The 18,641-nt window shown below is 67.9% G+C and carries 20 protein-coding genes; 12 read left to right on the forward strand and 8 right to left on the reverse strand.

Annotation, left to right across the window (positions count from 1 at the left end; genetic code table 11):
• Positions 1 to 77: 77 nt before the first annotated feature.
• The gene (locus ON20_RS08900) at positions 78 to 416 is read left to right on the forward strand and encodes a MerR family transcriptional regulator (RefSeq protein WP_040834540.1); all 339 of its coding nucleotides are present in this window, start codon (positions 78 to 80) and stop codon (positions 414 to 416) included.
• A gap of 128 nt (positions 417 to 544) precedes the next feature.
• Here the strand turns inward: ON20_RS08900 and ON20_RS08905 are convergent, their stop codons facing one another.
• Together ON20_RS08905 and ON20_RS37875 are read right to left on the reverse strand one after the other, a co-directional pair.
• The gene (locus ON20_RS08905; protein ID WP_040834705.1) at positions 545 to 1,150 is read right to left on the reverse strand and encodes an acid phosphatase; all 606 of its coding nucleotides are present in this window, start codon (positions 1,148 to 1,150) and stop codon (positions 545 to 547) included.
• 941 nt (positions 1,151 to 2,091) lie between these two features.
• Positions 2,092 to 2,268 carry a hypothetical protein gene (locus ON20_RS37875; RefSeq protein WP_218002477.1) on the reverse strand — a complete coding sequence of 59 codons (177 nt, stop codon included), beginning with the start codon at positions 2,266 to 2,268 and terminating at the stop codon, positions 2,092 to 2,094.
• Between the two features lie 17 nt (positions 2,269 to 2,285).
• Between ON20_RS37875 and ON20_RS08920 the strand changes: the two genes are divergently transcribed.
• A complete protein-coding gene (locus ON20_RS08920) occupies positions 2,286 to 2,978 on the forward strand; it encodes a protein kinase family protein (RefSeq protein WP_157228761.1) in 693 nt (230 codons plus the stop codon).
• Positions 2,975 to 3,568 carry a phosphotransferase family protein gene (locus tag ON20_RS08925; protein WP_040834546.1) on the forward strand — a complete coding sequence of 198 codons (594 nt, stop codon included), beginning with the start codon at positions 2,975 to 2,977 and terminating at the stop codon, positions 3,566 to 3,568. Before ON20_RS08920 ends, ON20_RS08925 begins: the two co-directional genes overlap by 4 nt.
• Positions 3,569 to 3,880: 312 nt before the next feature.
• Here ON20_RS08925 and ON20_RS08930 read toward each other — a convergent pair whose 3' ends face one another.
• On the reverse strand, positions 3,881 to 5,092 hold the full coding sequence (locus ON20_RS08930; protein WP_040834707.1) for a pyridoxal phosphate-dependent aminotransferase: 1,212 nt from the start codon (positions 5,090 to 5,092) through the stop codon (positions 3,881 to 3,883).
• Between the two features lie 92 nt (positions 5,093 to 5,184).
• Here ON20_RS08930 and ON20_RS08935 point away from each other — a divergent pair, with 92 nt between their 5' ends.
• Together ON20_RS08935 and ON20_RS08940 are read left to right on the forward strand one after the other, a co-directional pair.
• Positions 5,185 to 5,787 carry a winged helix-turn-helix transcriptional regulator gene (locus ON20_RS08935; RefSeq protein WP_040834547.1) on the forward strand — a complete coding sequence of 201 codons (603 nt, stop codon included), beginning with the start codon at positions 5,185 to 5,187 and terminating at the stop codon, positions 5,785 to 5,787.
• A gap of 130 nt (positions 5,788 to 5,917) precedes the next feature.
• Entirely contained in the window at positions 5,918 to 7,141 is a 1,224-nt protein-coding gene (locus tag ON20_RS08940; RefSeq protein WP_040834548.1) for a serine hydrolase domain-containing protein, read from the forward strand.
• Positions 7,142 to 7,184: 43 nt separating this feature from the next.
• Here ON20_RS08940 and ilvA read toward each other — a convergent pair whose 3' ends face one another.
• Together ilvA and ON20_RS08950 are read right to left on the reverse strand one after the other, a co-directional pair.
• Positions 7,185 to 8,510 (reverse strand): threonine ammonia-lyase IlvA, encoded by a 1,326-nt coding sequence (gene ilvA, locus ON20_RS08945; protein WP_040834709.1) that lies wholly within the window; start codon positions 8,508 to 8,510, stop codon positions 7,185 to 7,187.
• Between the two features lie 456 nt (positions 8,511 to 8,966).
• Positions 8,967 to 9,404 (reverse strand): nitroreductase family deazaflavin-dependent oxidoreductase, encoded by a 438-nt coding sequence (locus tag ON20_RS08950; protein WP_040834549.1) that lies wholly within the window; start codon positions 9,402 to 9,404, stop codon positions 8,967 to 8,969.
• A gap of 108 nt (positions 9,405 to 9,512) precedes the next feature.
• Here ON20_RS08950 and ON20_RS08955 point away from each other — a divergent pair, with 108 nt between their 5' ends.
• Entirely contained in the window at positions 9,513 to 9,773 is a 261-nt protein-coding gene (locus ON20_RS08955; RefSeq protein ID WP_438803393.1) for a hypothetical protein, read from the forward strand.
• A gap of 403 nt (positions 9,774 to 10,176) precedes the next feature.
• Here the strand turns inward: ON20_RS08955 and treY are convergent, their stop codons facing one another.
• The gene (gene treY, locus ON20_RS08960) at positions 10,177 to 12,585 is read right to left on the reverse strand and encodes a malto-oligosyltrehalose synthase (RefSeq protein ID WP_051162036.1); all 2,409 of its coding nucleotides are present in this window, start codon (positions 12,583 to 12,585) and stop codon (positions 10,177 to 10,179) included.
• Positions 12,586 to 12,744: 159 nt separating this feature from the next.
• On the reverse strand, positions 12,745 to 13,293 hold the full coding sequence (locus ON20_RS08965) for a cupin domain-containing protein (RefSeq protein WP_040834550.1): 549 nt from the start codon (positions 13,291 to 13,293) through the stop codon (positions 12,745 to 12,747).
• Between the two features lie 29 nt (positions 13,294 to 13,322).
• Between ON20_RS08965 and ON20_RS08970 the strand changes: the two genes are divergently transcribed.
• Both ON20_RS08970 and ON20_RS08975 read left to right on the forward strand, forming a co-directional pair.
• Positions 13,323 to 13,820 carry a MarR family winged helix-turn-helix transcriptional regulator gene (locus tag ON20_RS08970; protein WP_051161974.1) on the forward strand — a complete coding sequence of 166 codons (498 nt, stop codon included), beginning with the start codon at positions 13,323 to 13,325 and terminating at the stop codon, positions 13,818 to 13,820.
• A gap of 71 nt (positions 13,821 to 13,891) precedes the next feature.
• Positions 13,892 to 15,163 (forward strand): adenosylmethionine--8-amino-7-oxononanoate transaminase, encoded by a 1,272-nt coding sequence (locus tag ON20_RS08975; protein ID WP_040834551.1) that lies wholly within the window; start codon positions 13,892 to 13,894, stop codon positions 15,161 to 15,163.
• Here the strand turns inward: ON20_RS08975 and ON20_RS08980 are convergent, their stop codons facing one another.
• Complete coding sequence (locus tag ON20_RS08980; RefSeq protein ID WP_040834717.1) at positions 15,164 to 15,538, reverse strand: cupin domain-containing protein; 375 nt, start codon at positions 15,536 to 15,538, stop codon at positions 15,164 to 15,166.
• A 60-nt stretch (positions 15,539 to 15,598) separates the two neighbouring features.
• Here ON20_RS08980 and ON20_RS08985 point away from each other — a divergent pair, with 60 nt between their 5' ends.
• The 4 genes from ON20_RS08985 to ON20_RS09000 all read left to right on the forward strand — a co-directional run bounded on the left by ON20_RS08985 (position 15,599) and on the right by ON20_RS09000 (position 18,609).
• Complete coding sequence (locus tag ON20_RS08985; protein ID WP_051161975.1) at positions 15,599 to 16,108, forward strand: MarR family winged helix-turn-helix transcriptional regulator; 510 nt, start codon at positions 15,599 to 15,601, stop codon at positions 16,106 to 16,108.
• Positions 16,109 to 16,236: 128 nt separating this feature from the next.
• Positions 16,237 to 17,388 carry an 8-amino-7-oxononanoate synthase gene (locus ON20_RS08990; RefSeq protein WP_040834553.1) on the forward strand — a complete coding sequence of 384 codons (1,152 nt, stop codon included), beginning with the start codon at positions 16,237 to 16,239 and terminating at the stop codon, positions 17,386 to 17,388.
• A 7-nt stretch (positions 17,389 to 17,395) separates the two neighbouring features.
• The gene (bioD, locus tag ON20_RS08995) at positions 17,396 to 18,082 is read left to right on the forward strand and encodes a dethiobiotin synthase (protein ID WP_040834556.1); all 687 of its coding nucleotides are present in this window, start codon (positions 17,396 to 17,398) and stop codon (positions 18,080 to 18,082) included.
• 65 nt (positions 18,083 to 18,147) lie between these two features.
• Positions 18,148 to 18,609 carry an SRPBCC domain-containing protein gene (locus ON20_RS09000; protein WP_040834558.1) on the forward strand — a complete coding sequence of 154 codons (462 nt, stop codon included), beginning with the start codon at positions 18,148 to 18,150 and terminating at the stop codon, positions 18,607 to 18,609.
• Positions 18,610 to 18,641 lie beyond the last annotated feature (32 nt).

Below are 18,641 nucleotides of genomic sequence, written 5' to 3' on the forward strand. Positions count from 1 at the left end.
ATAGACGCAAGGACCTAAAATAGGAAATCTCAGCGCCTACCAGCAGTGATATGGAGCAGTGGGAAGGAACGACATGTATGGTGTCCGAGCAGACTGAACCGCTACGCCCGGATTCGGCCAGAGGGGTCTACGGGATATCGATCGCCGCCGATCTGGCAGGGGTCGGTGTGCAGACACTCCGACTGTACGAGAGGCACGGGTTGCTCACCCCTGCCCGCAGCGAGGGCGGCACCCGCCGCTACAGCGACGACGATCTGACCCGTCTACGCCGTATCACCACTCTGGCCGCCGCGGGAGTGAATCTCGCGGGTATAGGCCGGATCCTGGATTTGGAGGACACCGTCGCCGAACTGCACGCCGTCAACGCCCGTCTGCGCAAGACGTATCCAGGGCGTTCTCGGAAGACCGAGATCTAGGGCCCGCCGGGCGGGTATCACCCGGCCCGAAATCCGGCGGGCGCCGCGGGGGCCGGTATGTAGGGAGTTCATCGATCATCGTGCGTACCGGACCCTTCTTCGCCTGTGCGATGTCGTGATCCCCGTGGTCATCCCGACCGGTCACCCGGGTGGAGGTTGTGGGCGTACAGGGTGGGTTCACCGTGTTCATAGCCCAGGACACTGATCGCCGCGGTGAAGAGTGCGAAGCGGCGACCTTCGCGGACCTCGAAACCGAGCCAGCGGGCGATGAGGGCGCGGGAGAAATGTCCGTGCCCGACCAGGATCACATCATGGGCCTCGAGGCCGGCGGTAGCGGTGGCCAGAACCCGGTCGGCGCGAGCGCGGATCTGTTCGGTGGATTCACCGCCGGGTACGGTGCCGGTCCAGATGGTCCAGTCGGGCACCTGTTCGCGGATCTGTGGAGTGGTCAGGCCTTCGTACTCGCCGTAGTCCCATTCGGCCAGATCGGGTTCGATTGTCACCGGAGCCAATCCGGCCAGCTCTGCGGTGCTGCGGGCACGTAGCCGCGGACTGACGTATACCCGTGGGGCGCGCAGACGCAGCCCGGTGACGATCCGGCCGGCCGTCGCGGCCTGTCGGGCCCCGGCCGAGGTGAGCGGCAGATCGGTGCGGCCGGTGTGCCGGTGCCGGCTCGACCAACTGGTCTCGCCGTGGCGGACCAACACCACGCGTGCGTCATCGGAGCCGGGCATGAGGTTCATAATGCCCGGTAAACCATCCGGGAGGCCGCCAGGAGGAAACCGCGTGTGGCGTACGAGGGTGGCGTCTCGGGGTGGAATTCCGCAGCACGGACGGCATCAGGCCGCGAGGTCGATGGTGGGATGCCACCGTTTGGCGTACTCGTCGACATATCGCTGTCCGGTTCGGGCGGCGATGGCGCGCATCGGTGTATCGGTTGCCATCCGGGAGATCGACGTGTTCAAGGGCACGTGGCCGCGGTTCATCGATACCCTGTCCCTCGGTATCGTCGTCTCGCCCTGAGCTCGGCCGGGCGATCCGACGGCCGGAACCCGCCGGGTCCGGCCGTCGGATCGCTGATACATGTTCATAAGTGCGGCTGGATAACCACAGGTTGATCGTGGCGAGGCGGACAGTGGCCGGGTACCGGGCGGCGAGTTCGTCATACCGGGTGGCCACTGCCCGAGGCTGTTCGAGGCGGCTGATCGCGCATTCCACAGCGTGCGCCGGGCGTTGCAGCGTAGAACGGTCGCCGGCAAGCACGGGTCCTCGGTGCCGGCCATCCCGACACCTCACATGCCGGATCGAGAAAGCGGGTCCAGGCTCTTCGGCCTCGGGACACGCGGCTCCGCAAGAATTTTCGGTGCGGCGATTCGCCTCGACTTCCAGGGTATGCCGATCTCATGAAGGCGTTGCGCCTCAGGTAACTTGTGTTACTTCCTCTGAGAAACCTTGCTCCTCGGCTCCCAACTCGTGAGCGCTAGGGTGTGTTTCGTTCCGCACGCGTGGCCGCCACAGTGGTTGCCGATGTGGGACCCTGCTCGGTCAAGAGCGTTCCTTCGACGTGCGCTGACAATGTCACAAGACCTAGGAGAAACCGATCGAGTCCGAGACCTCGTTGGCCGATCCAGTGGTCTTTCATATCGCTCTCGGCCCAACCGATGTCATCTGTGGATCAGTCACGGAGCTCCGGATCGGTATCGACGACCGGCCCGCCGCGCTCGCTGCGCACCCACCAACCCCCACCGGCCGGCTCGGCTGCTTCACCGGCGAACTCACTTCCCGACTCGATCCGACGTCGGCCGAACTCGGCTTCTCTTCCCTCGACCCTACTGTCTGACAGTGTGATCACAGCAACAGGAAACCTCGGTGAATGGGTCGGACGGCAGCGAGATCATCGCGAAGATGCTGCAGGCGGCCCAACGCCTCGTCGACGCGCTCGCTAAAAAAGGTGCCACGCGAGTGAGCGAATCCCATCACGAATTGCCGCAGGGAGTTCGGGATGGCCTCGACCGGACCATACACGGTGCAGAGCAGGCCGTAGCCGAATTGGACAGGCTCGATCCGGCCGGGCACGTGAACCGAGATACCGACGCCACACAGTCCGCCACCGAGGGGAGATCACCGGACTCGTCTATCGAGGAGCACACGCGGCGCGGAGGTCGCGACCGATCCGAAATATCTGCGGAAGAGGCCCGAGAGCTGTACGAACAGGTCCGGGATCGGGAACCGGATTTCGCCGGCACCGGGAACCGGGTGAGTCTTGTCGACACGAGCGCGGGACCGGCGGTGATCAGATTCGGATTAGAACGACCGATCGGGACCCTGTTGAAGAAGTGGATGCCGGAGAACGCGGCCATCAACTACGCACGCGAGTGCGGTGTACGAACACCCAAGATCCTCCACGCCGGAACGGATCCCTCGACCGGCCGCGAATTCACGATCATGCAGTACGTCCCCGGTGAAACGTGTAAATTCGATGACCCCGAGGTGATGAACTGGTTGCCTGATCTGCTGGATCAGGTGCAATTGACGTCCTCCGCCCCCTACCGGCGGGAATGAACCTCGATATTCCAGGGTGGCAGCAGCAGATGATCCGGCATGGCGACGAGGTGTACCACAACCTGCCACCGGAGCAACGGTCGAGGCAGGACCAGCTCGGAATCGGGCCGCTGTCGGACTATGTCCGGCCGGACCTCGGCCGCTCGGGCGAGCCGGTTGTCTTCGCCCACAACGACCTCTATCCGCTCAACCTCCGGCTCGATGACCAAGGGAAATTGTGGCTTCTAGATTGGGAAACCGCCGGACCCGGTGATCCGCTCTACAACGCAGTGATGTTCCTCGATCGTATGGGGACAGGGGTGGATGACGCGACCCGCGCTCAGGCAACCAACATGTGGCTCGATCGGATAATGCCTGCAAACTCTGCTGTCGATACCGGAGCAACCCTCGGTATGTACCGCACGATGGAAGACTGGAGGGCAGTAACGATGTGGTCCGGGACGATGCCACGCGACGTATCCGCCGACCCGGGCGGCTTTGAGCAGTGGGTCGACTGGTACGACACGAAATTGTCTCGACATCCCGAACAACCCTGGCCCGATATCCCGAAGGATGAACTGCGCGCACTGCTCCGCGGATGGGTTGAATAACCACTTACCACAAACGGTGGCGCCTCGACGGCGCTTACCGGCAACTACGCGCAGTGGTCCCCGCTCACGGCAACCGGGGTCCCCCTGCCGCCGAGGGGGATTCGCCTTATCCCGGTCGCTTCCCCGACGCCTCTACGGCCGCACACGCACTGCACCAGCACTGACGCCCCGCACCTGACCACGGCAGTACGGACACCAGGCGACCGGCAACGCCGAAACGGAGTATCGGTAAGGAATGTGTCACCGGCCGCAAACGAAAGTTACGCCGACCTGCTCCAGAAATGGCACATCGAGTGGCGGCATGGCCGAACGCTAGCGGCGATAGCCGGCCAGGAAGCGGCCGATACGTTCGATGATCGCCTCGAGGTCGTCGGCGTGGGGGAGGGTGACGATACGGAAATGGTCGGGGCGCGGCCAGTTGAAGCCGGTGCCCTGCACGATGTGCAGTTTCTCCTGGAGCAGCAGGTCCAGGACGAATTTCTCGTCGTCGTGGATGGGATACATGTCGAGGTCGATCCGCGGGAAGGCGTAGATCGCTCCCCTGGGTTTCACGCAGGAGATCCCGGGGATGGCGTTGAGCGCTTCCCAGGCGCGGTCGCGCTGTTCGCGCAGTCGCCCGCCGGGCAGGGTGAGGTCGTAGATGCTCTGATGTCCGCCGAGCGCGGCCTGGATCGCCTGTTGAGCGGGCACGTTCGCGCACAGCCGCAGGCCGGCGAGCATGGTGAGCCCTTCCAGATAGTTCTCCGCGTGGTGTATCGGGCCCGAGACCACCAGCCAACCGGAACGGAACCCCGCGCACCGATATGACTTGGACAGGCCCGAGAAGGTGAGGCACAGCAGGTCGGGGGCGAGCGTGGCGACCGTGGTGTGGGTGAGATCGTCGTAGTAGATCTTGTCGTAGATCTCGTCGGCGAAGACCACGAGGCTGTGCCGGCGGGCTACCTCGAGAACGCTGCGCAGCACCTCCGGCGGGTAGACCGCGCCGGTGGGGTTGTTCGGATTGATGAGGACGATCGCGCGGGTGCGGTCGGTGATCTTGGCCTCGATATCGGCCACATCCGGGTACCAGTCCGAGCCCTCGTCGCAGATGTAGTGCACAGGGCGGCCGCCGTTGAGAGCGGTGGCCGCGGTCCACAGGGGGAAGTCCGGCGCGGGGACGAGTATCTCGTCGCCGTTCTCCAACAGGGCCGTCATCGCCATCATGATCAGTTCGGAGACGCCGTTGCCGAGGAACACCTGCTCGACGTCGATATCGCCGAGGCCCAGGGTCTGGTAGTACTGCACCACCGCCCGGCGGGCCGACAGCAGGCCCTTGGAGGAGGAGTAGCCGCTGGAGATGGGCAGGGTGCGCACAATGTCCTGCAGGATCTCCGCCGGCGCCTCGAATCCGAACGGCAGTGGGTTGCCGGTGTTCAGCTTCACCACATGATGGCCTTCGGCTTCCAGTCGCGCCGCCTGCTCGGCCACCGGCCCGCGAATCTCGTAGGAAATCCCGGCCAGTTTGCTCGACTGTTTGACCTGCATGAACATCCCCTTTCGGCGTTTGTGCCGCCTACTCTACTTGGAAATACCAAGTTATCACTTGGATTTTCCAAGATCTCGGCTACAGTGGTGATGTGCCCCGCCGAAGCTACGACCACTACTGCCCGGTGAGCCGAGCACTCGACGTCATCGGCGACCGGTGGAGTCTGCTGGTGGTCCGTGAACTGAGTTCCGGCCCCCGCCGCTACAGCGACCTGTTCGCCGACCTGCCGGGGATCAGCACCGATGTGCTCGCCGCGCGGCTGAGGGAACTCGAACGCGAGGGCATCCTCACCCGCCGCCGGGTCGGCCCCCGCGCGGCGACCGCGGTCTACGAGCTCACCCCCGCCGGAACGGCCCTGCGCCCGGTACTCGACGCCCTGTCGGGGTGGGGGACGGCGCGCCTGGGCGAACGGCGCGCCACCGACGCCGTCCGCGCGCACTGGTTCGCCCTGCCGCTGGGACACGCCGTCGCCGACCTCGTACCCGAGGGGGTCGTCACCGTTCGGATCGGGGAGACCGTGTTCCACTACGTGATCACCGCAACGGGCCTCACCCATTACGACGGTCCCGCCGATGCCCCGGATGTGGAACTCCACCTCGATCTCGCCGGGGCGACGGAGGTGGCCACCGGGGCGCGCTCGCTCGCGGACGCGGCACGCGAGATCCATCGGCTCCCGAGCCCGACGCGGAACTGAGGCCGGCGGGCCGCGGTGTCGCCCGGACTCGGCGTCCTCTCGCCTTGACGGCGTATATGCCAGGTCAACGCGGTGAATGGGGGCAACACCGTCATTGCCGAAAGTCACCGGATGACCTTACTGTGTAAGTATGAGCAGCGTCGCTTGTGCCGGCACCGCCGGGCCCGAATTCCAGCGTCTCACGTCCGCGTTCGCGCGGGTGTTCGGAACCCGGAAGGGTGCCGGTGCGGCGCTGGCGGTGTATATGAACGGGGAGCCCGTCGTCGATATCTGGACGGGGTATTCCGCTCCCGGGCAACCGTGGACCCGCAATACCGGCGCGCTCGTGTACTCCGCGACCAAAGGTGTGGCCTCCACGGTTATCCACCGGCTCGCCGATCGCGGGCTGATCGACTATTCCGCGCCCGTCGCCGAATACTGGCCCGCCTTCGCCGCAGGCGGCAAGGAGCGGATCACCGTACGCCAGGTGATGACACATTCGGCGGGGCTGTCCGGAATCTCGACCCTGGCCGCGAACGCCGAAGAGGTTCTCGACCACGAGCTCATGGAGGAGCGGCTCGCCGCCGCCACACCGGATCGGCTCCTCGGCGTGCCTGTCTACCACGCGATCACCTACGGGTGGCTGCTCGCCGGAATGGCCCGGTCCATCACCGGCAAGAGCATGAAAGAGCTTTTCCGCGAGGAAGTGTCGGGGCCGCTGGGCACCGACGGTATCCATCTCGGCCGCCCGGACGCCGGTTCCACCGTGACGGTGGCACGAGGGACAGGTTCACATATGAACGCGGCGGGTACGCCATTGGGCCTGTGGCTGCTGGGTGGGCTCGCCCGGGTACCCGGCGCCGCCGGGGCCGCCACCCGGTCGCTGTTCACCCCGGGACTGGAGAAGATCCTCACCGGGGAGGAGCCGCCGATCCTGACCACCGAGATGGCCGCGGGCGGCGGTGTCTGCACCGCGAACGGGCTGGCCACCCTGTACACCCCGCTCGCGTGCGACGGGCTGATCGACGGCCACCGGTACCTGTCCGGGGCCGCCATGCAGGCCATCCGGCGGATCGAGCGGTACCGCCCCGACGGCGGACTGTTCTTCTACCTGCCGCCGCTGTGGCATCTGGGCTATCACACATTCCCCACCAGGGGTGGATGGAGCGCCTTCGGCCATATCGGGCTCGGCGGTTCGTTCGGTCTGGCCGACCCGAGAACGGGCCTGTCGATCGGATTCGTGCACAACCGGCTCTCGCTCGAACGCATCGGCTGGGATATGGCCACACCCGCGTGGCTGCTGCCGCTCATCCTGTCCGGACTGCGGGCATCCGGGCGGATCAGCCGCGATCAGGTACCCGACATCGCGGCCTGAGCCGGCGCGGTACCGGCCGTACCGGTACTCCGCGCGGCCCGGCTCAGGTGAGATAGCGGTAGGCGGACGAGCCCGGTTCGAGCCGTTCGCACTGGACGGGAGAGGCGGCGATCCGCGCGAGCAGCGGGTCGAGTCCCTCCTGGGAGCCGAGTTCGATACCCACCAGGGCGGCGCCGGTTTCCCGGTTGTTGCGTTTGACGTACTCGAACAGGGTGATGTCGTCCTCGGGGCCCAGCACCTCGTCCAGGAAGCGGCGCAGCGCGCCCGGCTCCTGCGGGAAATCCACCAGGAAGTAGTGTTTGAGCCCCTGATAGACAAGGGAACGCTCGATCACCTCGCTGTAACGGGAGACATCGTTGTTGCCGCCGGAGACCAGGCACACCACTGTCGAAGAGGGGGCGAGATCGATTGCGGTGAGCGCCGCGACCGACAGTGCCCCGGCGGGTTCGGCGATGATGCCCTCGTTCTGGTACAGGTCCAGCATGGCGGTGCAGACCGCGCCCTCGTCCACCTGCATCATCCGGAACGTGCCCGCGCCGGGCGGGGGTTCGGTGGCGGTGAGCAGCGGCAGCGAGGCATGCGAGACCACCCGGCCACCGAATCCGGACACCGCCGCGTACGGCACCGAGCCGACCCGGCGCACGGCGGCACCGTCGACGAACGGGTCGATCTCCGGCAGAGTCACCGGGCCGCCCGCGATCAGGGCCGCGGTCATCGAGGCCGCCCCCGCGGGCTCGACACCGAGGATGCCCGTGGCGGGAGAACGTTCCCGCAGATAGGTGCCAATTCCGGCAAGGCAACCCCCGCCACCCACCGGAACCACCACCAGATCGGGCGGGGTGCTCATCTGGACCAGGATCTCGGCGGCGATGGTGCCCTGGCCGGCCGCGGTGCGGGTGTCGTCGAACGGAGGAACCATGGTGGCGCCGGTGCGCTGGACATCGTCCTGGGCGGTCGCCGCCGCGGCGTCATAGGTTTCGCCGACGGCGATGAGCTGTACGTATTCCCCGCCGTGCGCCCGGATTCGGTCGCGCTTCTGTTTGGGGGTGGTGGTCGGCACATAGATACGGCCGGTTATGCCCATGGCCCGGCAGGCGAAGGCGACGCCCTGGGCGTGGTTGCCCGCGCTGGCGGCGACCACGCCCGCCGCGCGTTCGCGTTCGTCGAGCTGCACCACCAGGTTGTAGGCGCCGCGCAGCTTGTAGGAGCGCACCACGGACAGGTCTTCGCGCTTCAGATACACCTGCGCGCCGGTGATCTCGGATAGCCGCGGACAGGGCTGTAGCGGCGTCGCCTCGATAATGTCGGCGAGGCGCTTGGCGGCGGCGTCGATCTCGTCCGCGTTCAGTACGGGACGGGTCAGTGACATGTCTTCGAGCACATCAAGGGGATCGGCCACCCGACCATGCTGCCACCTGCCATATCACGTTGATGCAGTGGGGCCGGCCCTGCGAACAGCCCACCTCCGACCGGGTGGTCTGCGGTCCGCCGCAATCCACCACGCCGGGAACGGCCCGGTGCCGACGGGCCGGTGGAGAGACGGCCCGAAGTCCATGAGCGCTTCGCCGTCCCGGTGGGTAGCGCCCCGGACACCGTGGGGGTCGCCCGGTCCGGGGCAGCTTCGTGCAGAGAAGGGAGGCCCGGACCATACGGTCCCGACCGGCCCGCGCGTACCGATGATCGGACAACGCCCGGGGCTCATGCCGGGCCTGAAGCGGCCGGGACGGCCCCGCACGGTCGGCTTGCCCGGACTCGAGGCGACAACCCGGGGTGACGAGGGCCGAGACCCGTGCGGGCGATGTCGCGGTCGGCCGACGCGAAGCGCTCAATCCTGGGGCGTCAGAACGAAGACCGGGATCTGCCGGTCGGTCTTCTTCTGGTAGTCGGCGTACGGCGGGTAGGCGGCGACCGCCCGCTCCCACCACGCGGCCTTCTCCTCGCCGAAGACCTCGCGTGCGATGTAGTCCTTCTGCGCTGTCCCGTCGCGCAGTTCCACATGCGGTTCGGCGATCACGTTGTAGTACCAGACCGGATGTTTGGGTGCGCCGCCCAGCGAGGCGACCACCGCGTATTCGCCGTTGTGCTCCACCCGCATGAGTGGGGTCTTGCGCAATTTACCGGTCCTGTTGCCCTTGGTGGTGAGAACCACCACGGGCATGCCCTGCAGGGTCGTGCCCTCGGTACCGCCGGAGATCTCATACTTTTCGGCCTGTTCGCGGGCCCAGTCGGACGGGCTGGGTGCGTATTCTCCTGAAAGTGGCATGTCAGCGGCAACGTGTCGGAAGGCCGAAGTGTTCCCGCGGGCCGAGTGACGTGCCGGACGGCGGCAAGTTCGACTTCCCGAACTTCTTCGCGGGGGTATCCTGAACCGGTGGCAGTACTTGGTTCCGCGCAGGCCCATTCCGTCGTCTCGGCCGCGGCGGTGTCCTACGGTGCCGTCGATATCGCGGGTACACGGTGGCCGCTGTACAAGCTGGAGGCGCTGGTGATCGCACTGCTCACCGTTCTTGTTCTGGGGCTCGTCACCGGGTCCGCGCAGACCGCGGTATTGGTGGGGACCGCGGTGGGTGTGCTGCTGTGGGCGATGGGACACTACCGCGCTACGCACGGCAGCCCCCACCCGCGTCCGTGACCAAGTGCGGGTCGAACGTCCGCGGTTAGTACCGAATTTCCCGGGTTCGAGTAGCGCACTACTCGGGAGTCGGCCGTCCGATAGCGGGAAGATCGACGGATGAAGCGTCTCGTAGTGTGCTGCAACGGAACGTGGAAGGCGGAATCCAGCAGGACGGTCTCCACTATCGGCGAGATCGCCCAGACCGTCCGCTATCGGCGACCACGCCGAACGGAGAACCGGTCCAGCAGTGGGTGACCTGTGTGTCCGGGCCCGGCACCCAGGGCTTTCCGGCCGACCGCCGCATAGGCGGTGCGTTCGGAACGGGTGGTCGCTCTCCCGGCCGGCGGTGCCTCGAACGATCCCGCGGACTCGCGCGGACCCGGAGCACCCGGCCGGCTCGTCGACCGGGCATGATCTTCGCTCAGCGCACCAGCAGCGCCACCGGCAGCCGGGCGAACAGTTTCTCCATCCGGGCCCGGCCCTGGAAGGTGTGTCCGGTCAGCCGGTCGGTCCAGCTGCCGCCGGGCAGTTCGAGGAAGGTGTCGCCCCATCCGGTTTCGGCCAGGGCGACGCTGAGCCGCGTGGCGGCGACGATGACCTCCGGCTCCGACCCGAACCGGCCGCGGACGTAGGCGACCAGTTTGTCCTCCTGCTCACCGTAGGCGAACAGGGGTGTGTAGGTGCCGCCGACGAAACAGTCCGGTTTCTCCCGGCGCAACCACAACGCGTAGGCGACGATCCACATTTTCGCCGCCCCCGTGACATCCGGTTCCGGGGTACTGGTCAGCGAATGCAGCATCGCGGCACGCGCGCCGAAGTCCACCGGTCGTCGATTGTCCGGATCGACCAGCGAGTCCTCCCACAGCTCGCAGCCCTGGTAGATATCGGGGATACCGGGGGCGCACAGCTGTAGCAGTTTCTGCGCCAGCGAATCCGACCACGCGTGCGGTGCCAGGTCGTGTGCCAGATCGCCGAGTTGTCCGCCGACCGGTCCGTCGATCACCGTGTCCAGCCAGGTGTGCACCGCGGACTCGAACTCGGTATCGGGGTCCTCCCAGGAGGTGTGTTCGCCGGCTTCGCGCATCGCCTTCTCGGCGAATCGGTGTAATCGCTCGCGCAGGCCCGGCACCGAAGAGGCGGGTCTGCCGTCGGCGGGCCAGATGCCGAACATGTTCTGCAGCAGGAACAGCGCCGTCGCGCCGTCCGGTGGCGGGACCGCCTCCAGCCAGGACGTCACCAGCCGGGCCCAGGTTCGCGATACCTGAGAGAGCACCCCGATCCGGGCACGCACATCCTCGCCGCGTTTGGTGTCGTGGGTGGACAGCGTGGTCATGGAGGCGGGCCAGCGGGCAGCGCGGCCGATATTGGCCAGGTGGAATTCGTTGACCGAATGGCCGAATCGAGCCGGGTTGCCGCCCACGTCCTGCAGCGATACCAGCCGCACCGCCCGGTAGAACATGATGTCCTCCACCGCTTTCGCGGTGACCGCCCCGCTCACCTGGGAGAACCGGGTCGTCGCGGGGCCGCCCGCGGCCAGCGCCCGCACCAACACCGACAGCGGGACCCGGAGTTCGCTGTTGCGCCGCTGCACATCGGCCATCACGGCGCCGATCATCCCGGCCAGCGGCGTGTAGTCGGAGCGGTACACCGGCATGAAGGCCAGCACCTCGATGGTGGCGTTTGTCAGGGCCATGGTGTCGAAATCCTCGGCGTCCGCGTCCTGTTTGATCGCCGTGACCAGGCGGCGGACCTCCGGTGCGAGAACGCTTTCGGCGACCGCGCGTTTGATGCGGTGTTGTTTCTCGCCGATCCAGACGCGGTCGCTGCCGTGGCCGGCGACGGCACGCGACAGTTCGGTGAGCGGTCTCTCGCCGGCCGGGTCGATCAGCACTCCGCCGAAATCGGCGAGTGCCTCGTAGCCGGTGGTGCCGTCGATCGGGAGGGTGGGGTCCAAGGGCTCTCGGTTGGACAGGATCTTCTCCACCAGCAGCAGTCGGTGCGGACCGATGACCCGGCGCAGCCGTGCCAGATAGGACGCCGGATCGGCGAGGCCGTCGGGATGGTCCACCCGGACGCCATCGATCAGGTCGTGATCGCACCAGGCCACGAGTTCCCGGTGGGTGAGGTCGAAGACCTCGGCTTCTTCCTGACGCAGCGCGGCCAGGGTGTTCACCGCGAGGTAGCGGCGGTAGCCGCACACCCCGGACTTCCAGCTCACCAGCCGATAGTGCTGTTTGTCGTGGATGCGCAGGGCGTTGTCGCCGTCGGTGCCGGGGGCGATGGGGAACCGCATATCGTGCAGGGCCAGCATGGGTTCGGGGCCGGTGCGGTCGACGGTGAGCGCGGCGGGGTCGTTCTCGCTCTGCAGCACCGGCAGTGCCAGCCGCCCGCCCGCCCCGTTACCGGGGCTCCAGTCGATATCGAAATAGTGGGCGAACGCCGAGCGGCGGCCGTTGCGCAGTACCTCCCACCACCACCGGTTGTGCTGCGGGTCGCCGACGCCGACATGGTTGGGCACCAGGTCGATGATCAGGCCCATACCGCGGCCGCGTACCTCGTCGGAGAGGGCCTTCAGCCCGCCCGGTCCGCCCAGCGCCGCGGAAACGGTGGTGGGGTCGGTGACGTCGTAGCCGTGCGTGGAACCGGGCAGGGCGGTCATCACCGGCGAGAGGTACAGATGCGAGACGCCCAGTTGCTGCAGGTATTCGGCGATGGCGGCGGCACCCGCGAAGGTCAGTACATCGGGACGCAGTTGCAGGCGGTAGGTGCTGCGCACCGGGGTGTGCCGGACACGACGTCGGGTGGGCACGGTCGGCGGGGCTTCGAACATGCGGTTCTCGGGAATTGGCTCGGTCTTGCGGGGCAGCTCGGTCATGTGAACGGCGCGTCATCCGGAGCGGTGGATGACGAGCCGCGGCAAATCGAGCGCACACATGACATCGACAGTAGCGCCAATGACCGCGGAACCGGTCGGGTGGTGGTCTTTTGGTCAGAGTCCCGCAGAGGGATTCCCAATCCATCGGCGCTCGTAACCGATTCTTCTGGCGAGCCCGGCCAGGGGGCCGAGAACCGCCCGTTGCAGCCATGCCGGGACACCGGCGAGGTAACCGTCCTGCTGTTCCCACAGCAACGCCAGTGCCAACGGGTCGCGCGGGATACCGGAGCGGGTGGTTTTGCCGGCGTTGTCGAGCGCGCACCACAGTTCGAACATGCGCCGATGCCGCAGTGGGGGGCGGATCTCGTGCTCGAGCACGGTATCGGGTTCGTCGCTCCAGAATTCGTGCACCGCGCGCGCGGGCGCCGTCACGGTGTCGCCGGGGCGGACATGGACGGTGCGGCCGTCGATGCGAAAGCGCAGGGCGCCTCGGTGGACGGTCCACTGTTCGGTGAGTACCGGGTGCCAGTGCGGTCCGGCCTGGCGGTCGGGGTTCGGCAGTTCGTGGCGCAGGCGCAGGTATGGGCCCTGCTCGTCGATGCCCTCGGTGAGCAGCGTGACACGGTGTCCGCTCCGGAAGGTGAGTGTGCCGCCGGCTTCCATACGAACATTAGAAAGGTAAGCTTCATAATATGTCAACTCCCGAAGGGCCTTCGCTGCTGAAACTGCTCGTCCGGGCCGCCCGCGCCTTCGAGGACGAACTGAACCGGGAACTGCGCGCCCGGCTGGGTGACGGGCTGCGGCCCGCGCACTACGCGGTCTTTCGGTACCTCGATCCCGCGGGATCGCGGGTAGGGGCGTTGGCCGAGGCGGCGGGAATGACACAGCAGTCGATGGGGGAGTTGATCGGACAGCTGGAGCGGGTCGGGCTGGTGCGGCGGCAGGTGGACCCCGCCGACCGTCGTGCTCGGTTGGTGGTGTGCACCGACGCCGGAGCCGCCGCGCTGCGCATCGCCGGCACGCGGATCGTTCGGATCGAGGGGGTGCTGCGCGCCGACCTGGGCGCCGAGGGATTCGACGAGTTGCGGAACCGACTGGCCCGGGTGATCGATGTCCTGGCGGGGATGCCCGCGGCGGTGTCGGATGGCGGTCCCCGCCCCCTGGATGCGAACACCCCGGGCGATTGCTAACTTGAACAGCGTTCAGGCCGCTGCGGTGCGTGCCGTGCGGCTCTCGCCGACAGCGAAGGACCCGAGCTCTCGTGGCACTGACCCCCGCCGAGATCACCGCCCTCGACGCGAAATATGTTTGGCATCCCTACGGAGGCTTCCCGGCCACCACGGAACCGCTGGTGGTCGCGTCGGCCGCCGGCACCCGCCTGACCCTGGCCGACGGCCGAGAACTGGTCGACGGAATGAGCTCCTGGTGGGCGGCCGTTCACGGCTACCGGCACCCGGTCCTGGACGCGGCCCTGCGGGACCAGTCCGGGCGAATGAGCCATGTGATGTTCGGCGGGCTCACCCACGAACCGGCCGCGCGATTGGCGGAACTGCTGGTGCGCCACACCCCGGAGGGATTGGACAAGGTGTTCCTGTGCGACTCCGGATCGGTATCGGTCGAGGTCGCCGTGAAGATGTGCCTACAGTACTGGCGCTCGCTCGGCCGCCCCGGCAAGCGGCGCCTGCTCACGTGGCGCGGCGGCTACCACGGTGACACGTTCACTCCGATGGGCGTCTGCGACCCGGAGGGCGGGATGCACGCGCTGTGGACCGGTGTGCTGGCCGAACAGGTCTTCGTCTCCGCACCGCCGCGCGACTACCGCGACGACTACGTCCGGGAGTTGGCGGCCGCCCTGGCCGCCCACGCCGATGAGCTGGCGGCGGTGATCGTCGAGCCGGTGGTGCAAGGCGCGGGCGGGATGCGCTGGCACGATCCGCGGTATCTCACCGATCTACGACGGCTGTGCGACGCGCACGAGGTACTGCTGATCTTCGACGAGATCGCCACCGGGTTCGGCCGTACCGGTACCTTCTTCGCCGCCGAACAGGCCGGGGTGGCTCCGGATGTCATCTGTGTCGGCAAGGCTCTGACCGGCGGATATCTCACCCTGGCGGCCACATTGTGCACGGCGGGGATCGCCGAGACGATCAGCGCCGCACACGGCGGGCTCATGCACGGGCCCACCTTCATGGGCAATCCCCTGGCCTGCGCGGTCGCCGTCGCCTCGGTCGAACTGCTGCTGTCACACGACTGGCGCGGGGAGGTGGCGCGTATCGAGGCGGAACTGATCGAGGGCCTGGCACCGGCACGCGAACTGCCGGGCGTGGTCGATGTGCGGGTTCTCGGCGCCATCGGGGTGATCGAACTCGACCGTCCCGTGGATATGCGCGCGGCGACCGGCGCGGCGGTGGCGGCCGGTGCCTGGCTGCGCCCGTTCCGAAATCTCGTCTATGCGATGCCGCCGTTCATCAGCGGCTCGGACGATATCGCGACGATCACCACGGCCATGGTGGCCGCCGCGGCCGCGTGCTGATCAGGCCATCCACGCCGGCACGATCGGATCGCCGCCGTCCGGGGTGCGCACGGCGGCACCGCCCGGGGCGGTGACGAGAGCGGTGTAACCCTGCGATCCCGCGGATATCCGCCGTGGGGTCTCGGCGGGCAGGACGACGGTATCGCCCTCGGTGGCGTCGAGGGGTGTGCCGTCCAGGTCGAAGGTCGCCTGTCCGGTGAGGATGGTCCAGATCTGCTCCGCGTCGCAGTAGTGCACGGGTCCGGAGTTTCCCGCGGCCATATCGACCCGCCACAGGGCCAGCGACGACCCGCCCTGGGTGGGGGAGGCGAGGGTGGTCATCACGGCGTTGGGGGTTTCGGTGCGGCGGGTATCGGACTGTCGGATGACGGGCATGAGCATTGCTCCTTAGAATGGACAACGATACTGTCCATATAGTCAACGAGGTTGTCCATTATGTCAACGGGGTCCCGCGGCTCCGGGTATTCCGGGGAGGCCGGCGGTTATGAGATGCCGCTGCGCATGCTGCTCGGATTCCGTGCCGCCATCGACGAGGTGCATGCGGAACTGGTCGAACACGGGCACGCCGAGTTGCGGCCGATGCACGGTTTCGTCTTCCAGGCCATCGGCCGGATCGGCGGCGCGGACGGCTGTACCGCCGCCGACCTCGGTCGCGCCCTGGGAATCTCGAAACAGGCCGCGGGCAAACATGTCGAGACATTGGAGCGACTCGGATATCTGAAACCCGGACGCGACCCGGCCGATGCCCGACGCAAGGTCTATACGCTCACCGGACGGGCCCTCGACGCGCTGGACAGCTCGGCACGCGCCTTCGACCGCCTCCACCGTCGGTGGGCCGAGCTCATCGGGGCCGCCCGGTTGGCCGCGTTGGAGGCCGATCTGCGCACCCTCACGCCCGGCGAGGTGTTCCGGCTGGATACGCCCGGTTGGTTCGCCTCGTCGTGACCTCTCCGGGGATCCGTTCCGGGCGGCGACGACCGAATGTGTGGACGGCGTGCCGGTGCCTCCGGGGGGTGGGAACTTCCGGCCGGGGTGGGTTCCTGAACGGTGTTCAAGTATGGTGTGCAGCTGTGATGACCGACCCATTGGCCTGGCTGGACGAGCGCGCTGCCGAACGGGTGGATGCCGGACTGCGACGACGGTTGCGGCCCCGGGCGGTGGAATCGGCGGCGCTGGATTTGGCCTCGAACGACTACCTGGGACTGGCGCGCCGGCCCGAGGTGATCGAGGGGGCGATCGATGCGGTGCGCCGCTGGGGCGCCGGCTCGACCGGATCGCGGCTGGTGACCGGGACCACCACCGAACACGAACTGCTCGAAATGGAGCTGGCCGAGTTCACCGGGGCCGAGGCGGGGCTGGTCTTCGCCTCCGGGTACGCCGCCAACCTCGGGGTGGTGACGGCATTGGCCGGGCGGGGTTCGCTCGTGGTCTCCGATGCGAGAAGCCACGCCTCGCTGGTGGACGCCTGCCGGCTGTCGCGGGCACGCGTGGAGATCGCCCCACACTGTGACGTGTCGGTGGTCGACCGGCTGCTCGCCGAGCGCACCGAGGAACGCGCGCTGGTGCTCACCGACTCGGTGTTCAGCGCCGACGGGAACCTGGCGCCGCTCGCCGAACTGCACCGGGTGACCCGGGCCAATGGCGCGGTGCTGATCGTGGACGAGGCGCACGGCATCGGGGTGCGCGGTGCCGGCGGCCGCGGCCTGGTGCACGAGGTGGGCCTGGCGGGGGAGCCGGATCTGGTGGTCACCGCCACCCTGTCGAAAGCCCTCGCGGCGCAGGGGGGCGCGGTATTGGCGAGTCATCGGGTGCGGGCGCACCTGATCGATGCCGCGCGCACATTCATCTTCGATACCGGTCTGGCGCCTGCCGCGGTGGGTGCCGCCCGGGCGGCGCTGCGGGTGCTTCGCGCGGATCCGGGGATGGCCGGGCTGGTCCTGGAGCGGGCGGCCGAGATCGCGCGAATCGCGGACGTGCCCGCACCGGACTCGGCGGTGGTCTCGGTGGTGCTCGGCGACGCGCAAGTGGCCTACGCGGCCGCCATGGCCTGTCGGGAGCGGGGACTGGAGGTGGGCTGTTTCCGTCCGCCGAGCGTGCCGGAGGGCACCTCCCGGCTGCGGATCACCGCCCGCGCCGACCTGTCCACCACCGATATCGACACCATCGCGGTCGTACTCGGCGAGGTGCTGGCGCGTGCCCGCGCCACCGACGCGGTGGCACTGTGAGGCGCCGATGAGTCTGCTGTTCGTCACCGGAACCTCCACCGAGGTCGGGAAAACCGTGGCGACCGCCGCCCTGGCCGTCACCGCCCGTGCCGCCGGACGCACCGTCGCCGTCTGCAAACCGGCCCAAACCGGCGTCGCCGAAGGCGAACCCGGAGATCTGGCCACCGTTGTCGGTCTCGGCGGCGCCACCCACACCGTGGAACTGGCCCGCTACCCCGAGCCACTGGCCCCCGACACCGCCGCCCGTCGCTGCGGCGCGCCCCTGCTCACCCTGACCGAAACCACGGCCGCCGTGGACGATCTGGCCGGCGCCGATGTGGTGCTGGTGGAGGGTGCGGGCGGGTTGCTGGTGCGGCTCGGCGATTTCACCCTGCTCGACCTGGCCCTGGAATTGGAGGCACCCGTACTGGTGGTCACCGCCCCCGGACTCGGCACCCTCAACCACAGCGAGCTGACCACCCGTGTGCTGAACACCGCGGGTGTTCCGTGCGCTGGACTGGTCATCGGCTCCTGGCCGGACAATCCGGATCTGGCGATGCGGACCAACCGCTTCGACCTGCCCCGGGTCACCGGCGCAGACCTGGTCGCGACCCTGCCCGCGGGGGCCGGCTCCTGGCCGCCGGAGAAGTTCCGGGGCGAGGCGCCCACCTGGTTTCCCCAGGCCTGGGTCGAACACTATCTGGCGGCCGGGTAACCCGCTCCTGCTCTTGGGGCGCGGAGTTCGTTGTGCGGCGAGTGGTCGACGCATAAGGTTTCGTCATGTCGACCACCACACGCATCGAATGGGATATCACCGTGTCTCCGGACGCGGGGTACCGGGCCCTGGTCGACGGCGAGGCAGTGCCGATCTGGATGGTGCCCACGGGGGTGACCGGCCGGGCCCACGAATTCGGCGCCTGCGAAGGTGGGCGGTTCGGCATATCCCTCCCCTACGACGACCCGGCGTCCGCCGGGAAATCCGGCGGTGCCACCGACACCCGGCACGGGCGGTTCGAGAAACCGGTAGCCGGTGCGCAGGTGGTGCAGACGATCGAGTTCGAGACGGACGATCCGCAGGTCGCCGGCGTCATGCTAATCACCTACACGCTCACCGGCACCCGGCTGTGCGCCGAACACGACGGAGTGTCCGACGGTGTCCGGCCGGAGGACAACGAACTCGGTTGGCGGATATCGCTGGGCAAACCGACCGCGCTGGTCGAGGGCCGCGCGATACCGGCCTGAGCGGAGCGCCGGACGGTGACCGACAGCAGCGG

The organism is Nocardia brevicatena NBRC 12119 (assembly GCF_000308495.1).
Classification (GTDB): domain Bacteria; phylum Actinomycetota; class Actinomycetes; order Mycobacteriales; family Mycobacteriaceae; genus Nocardia; species Nocardia brevicatena.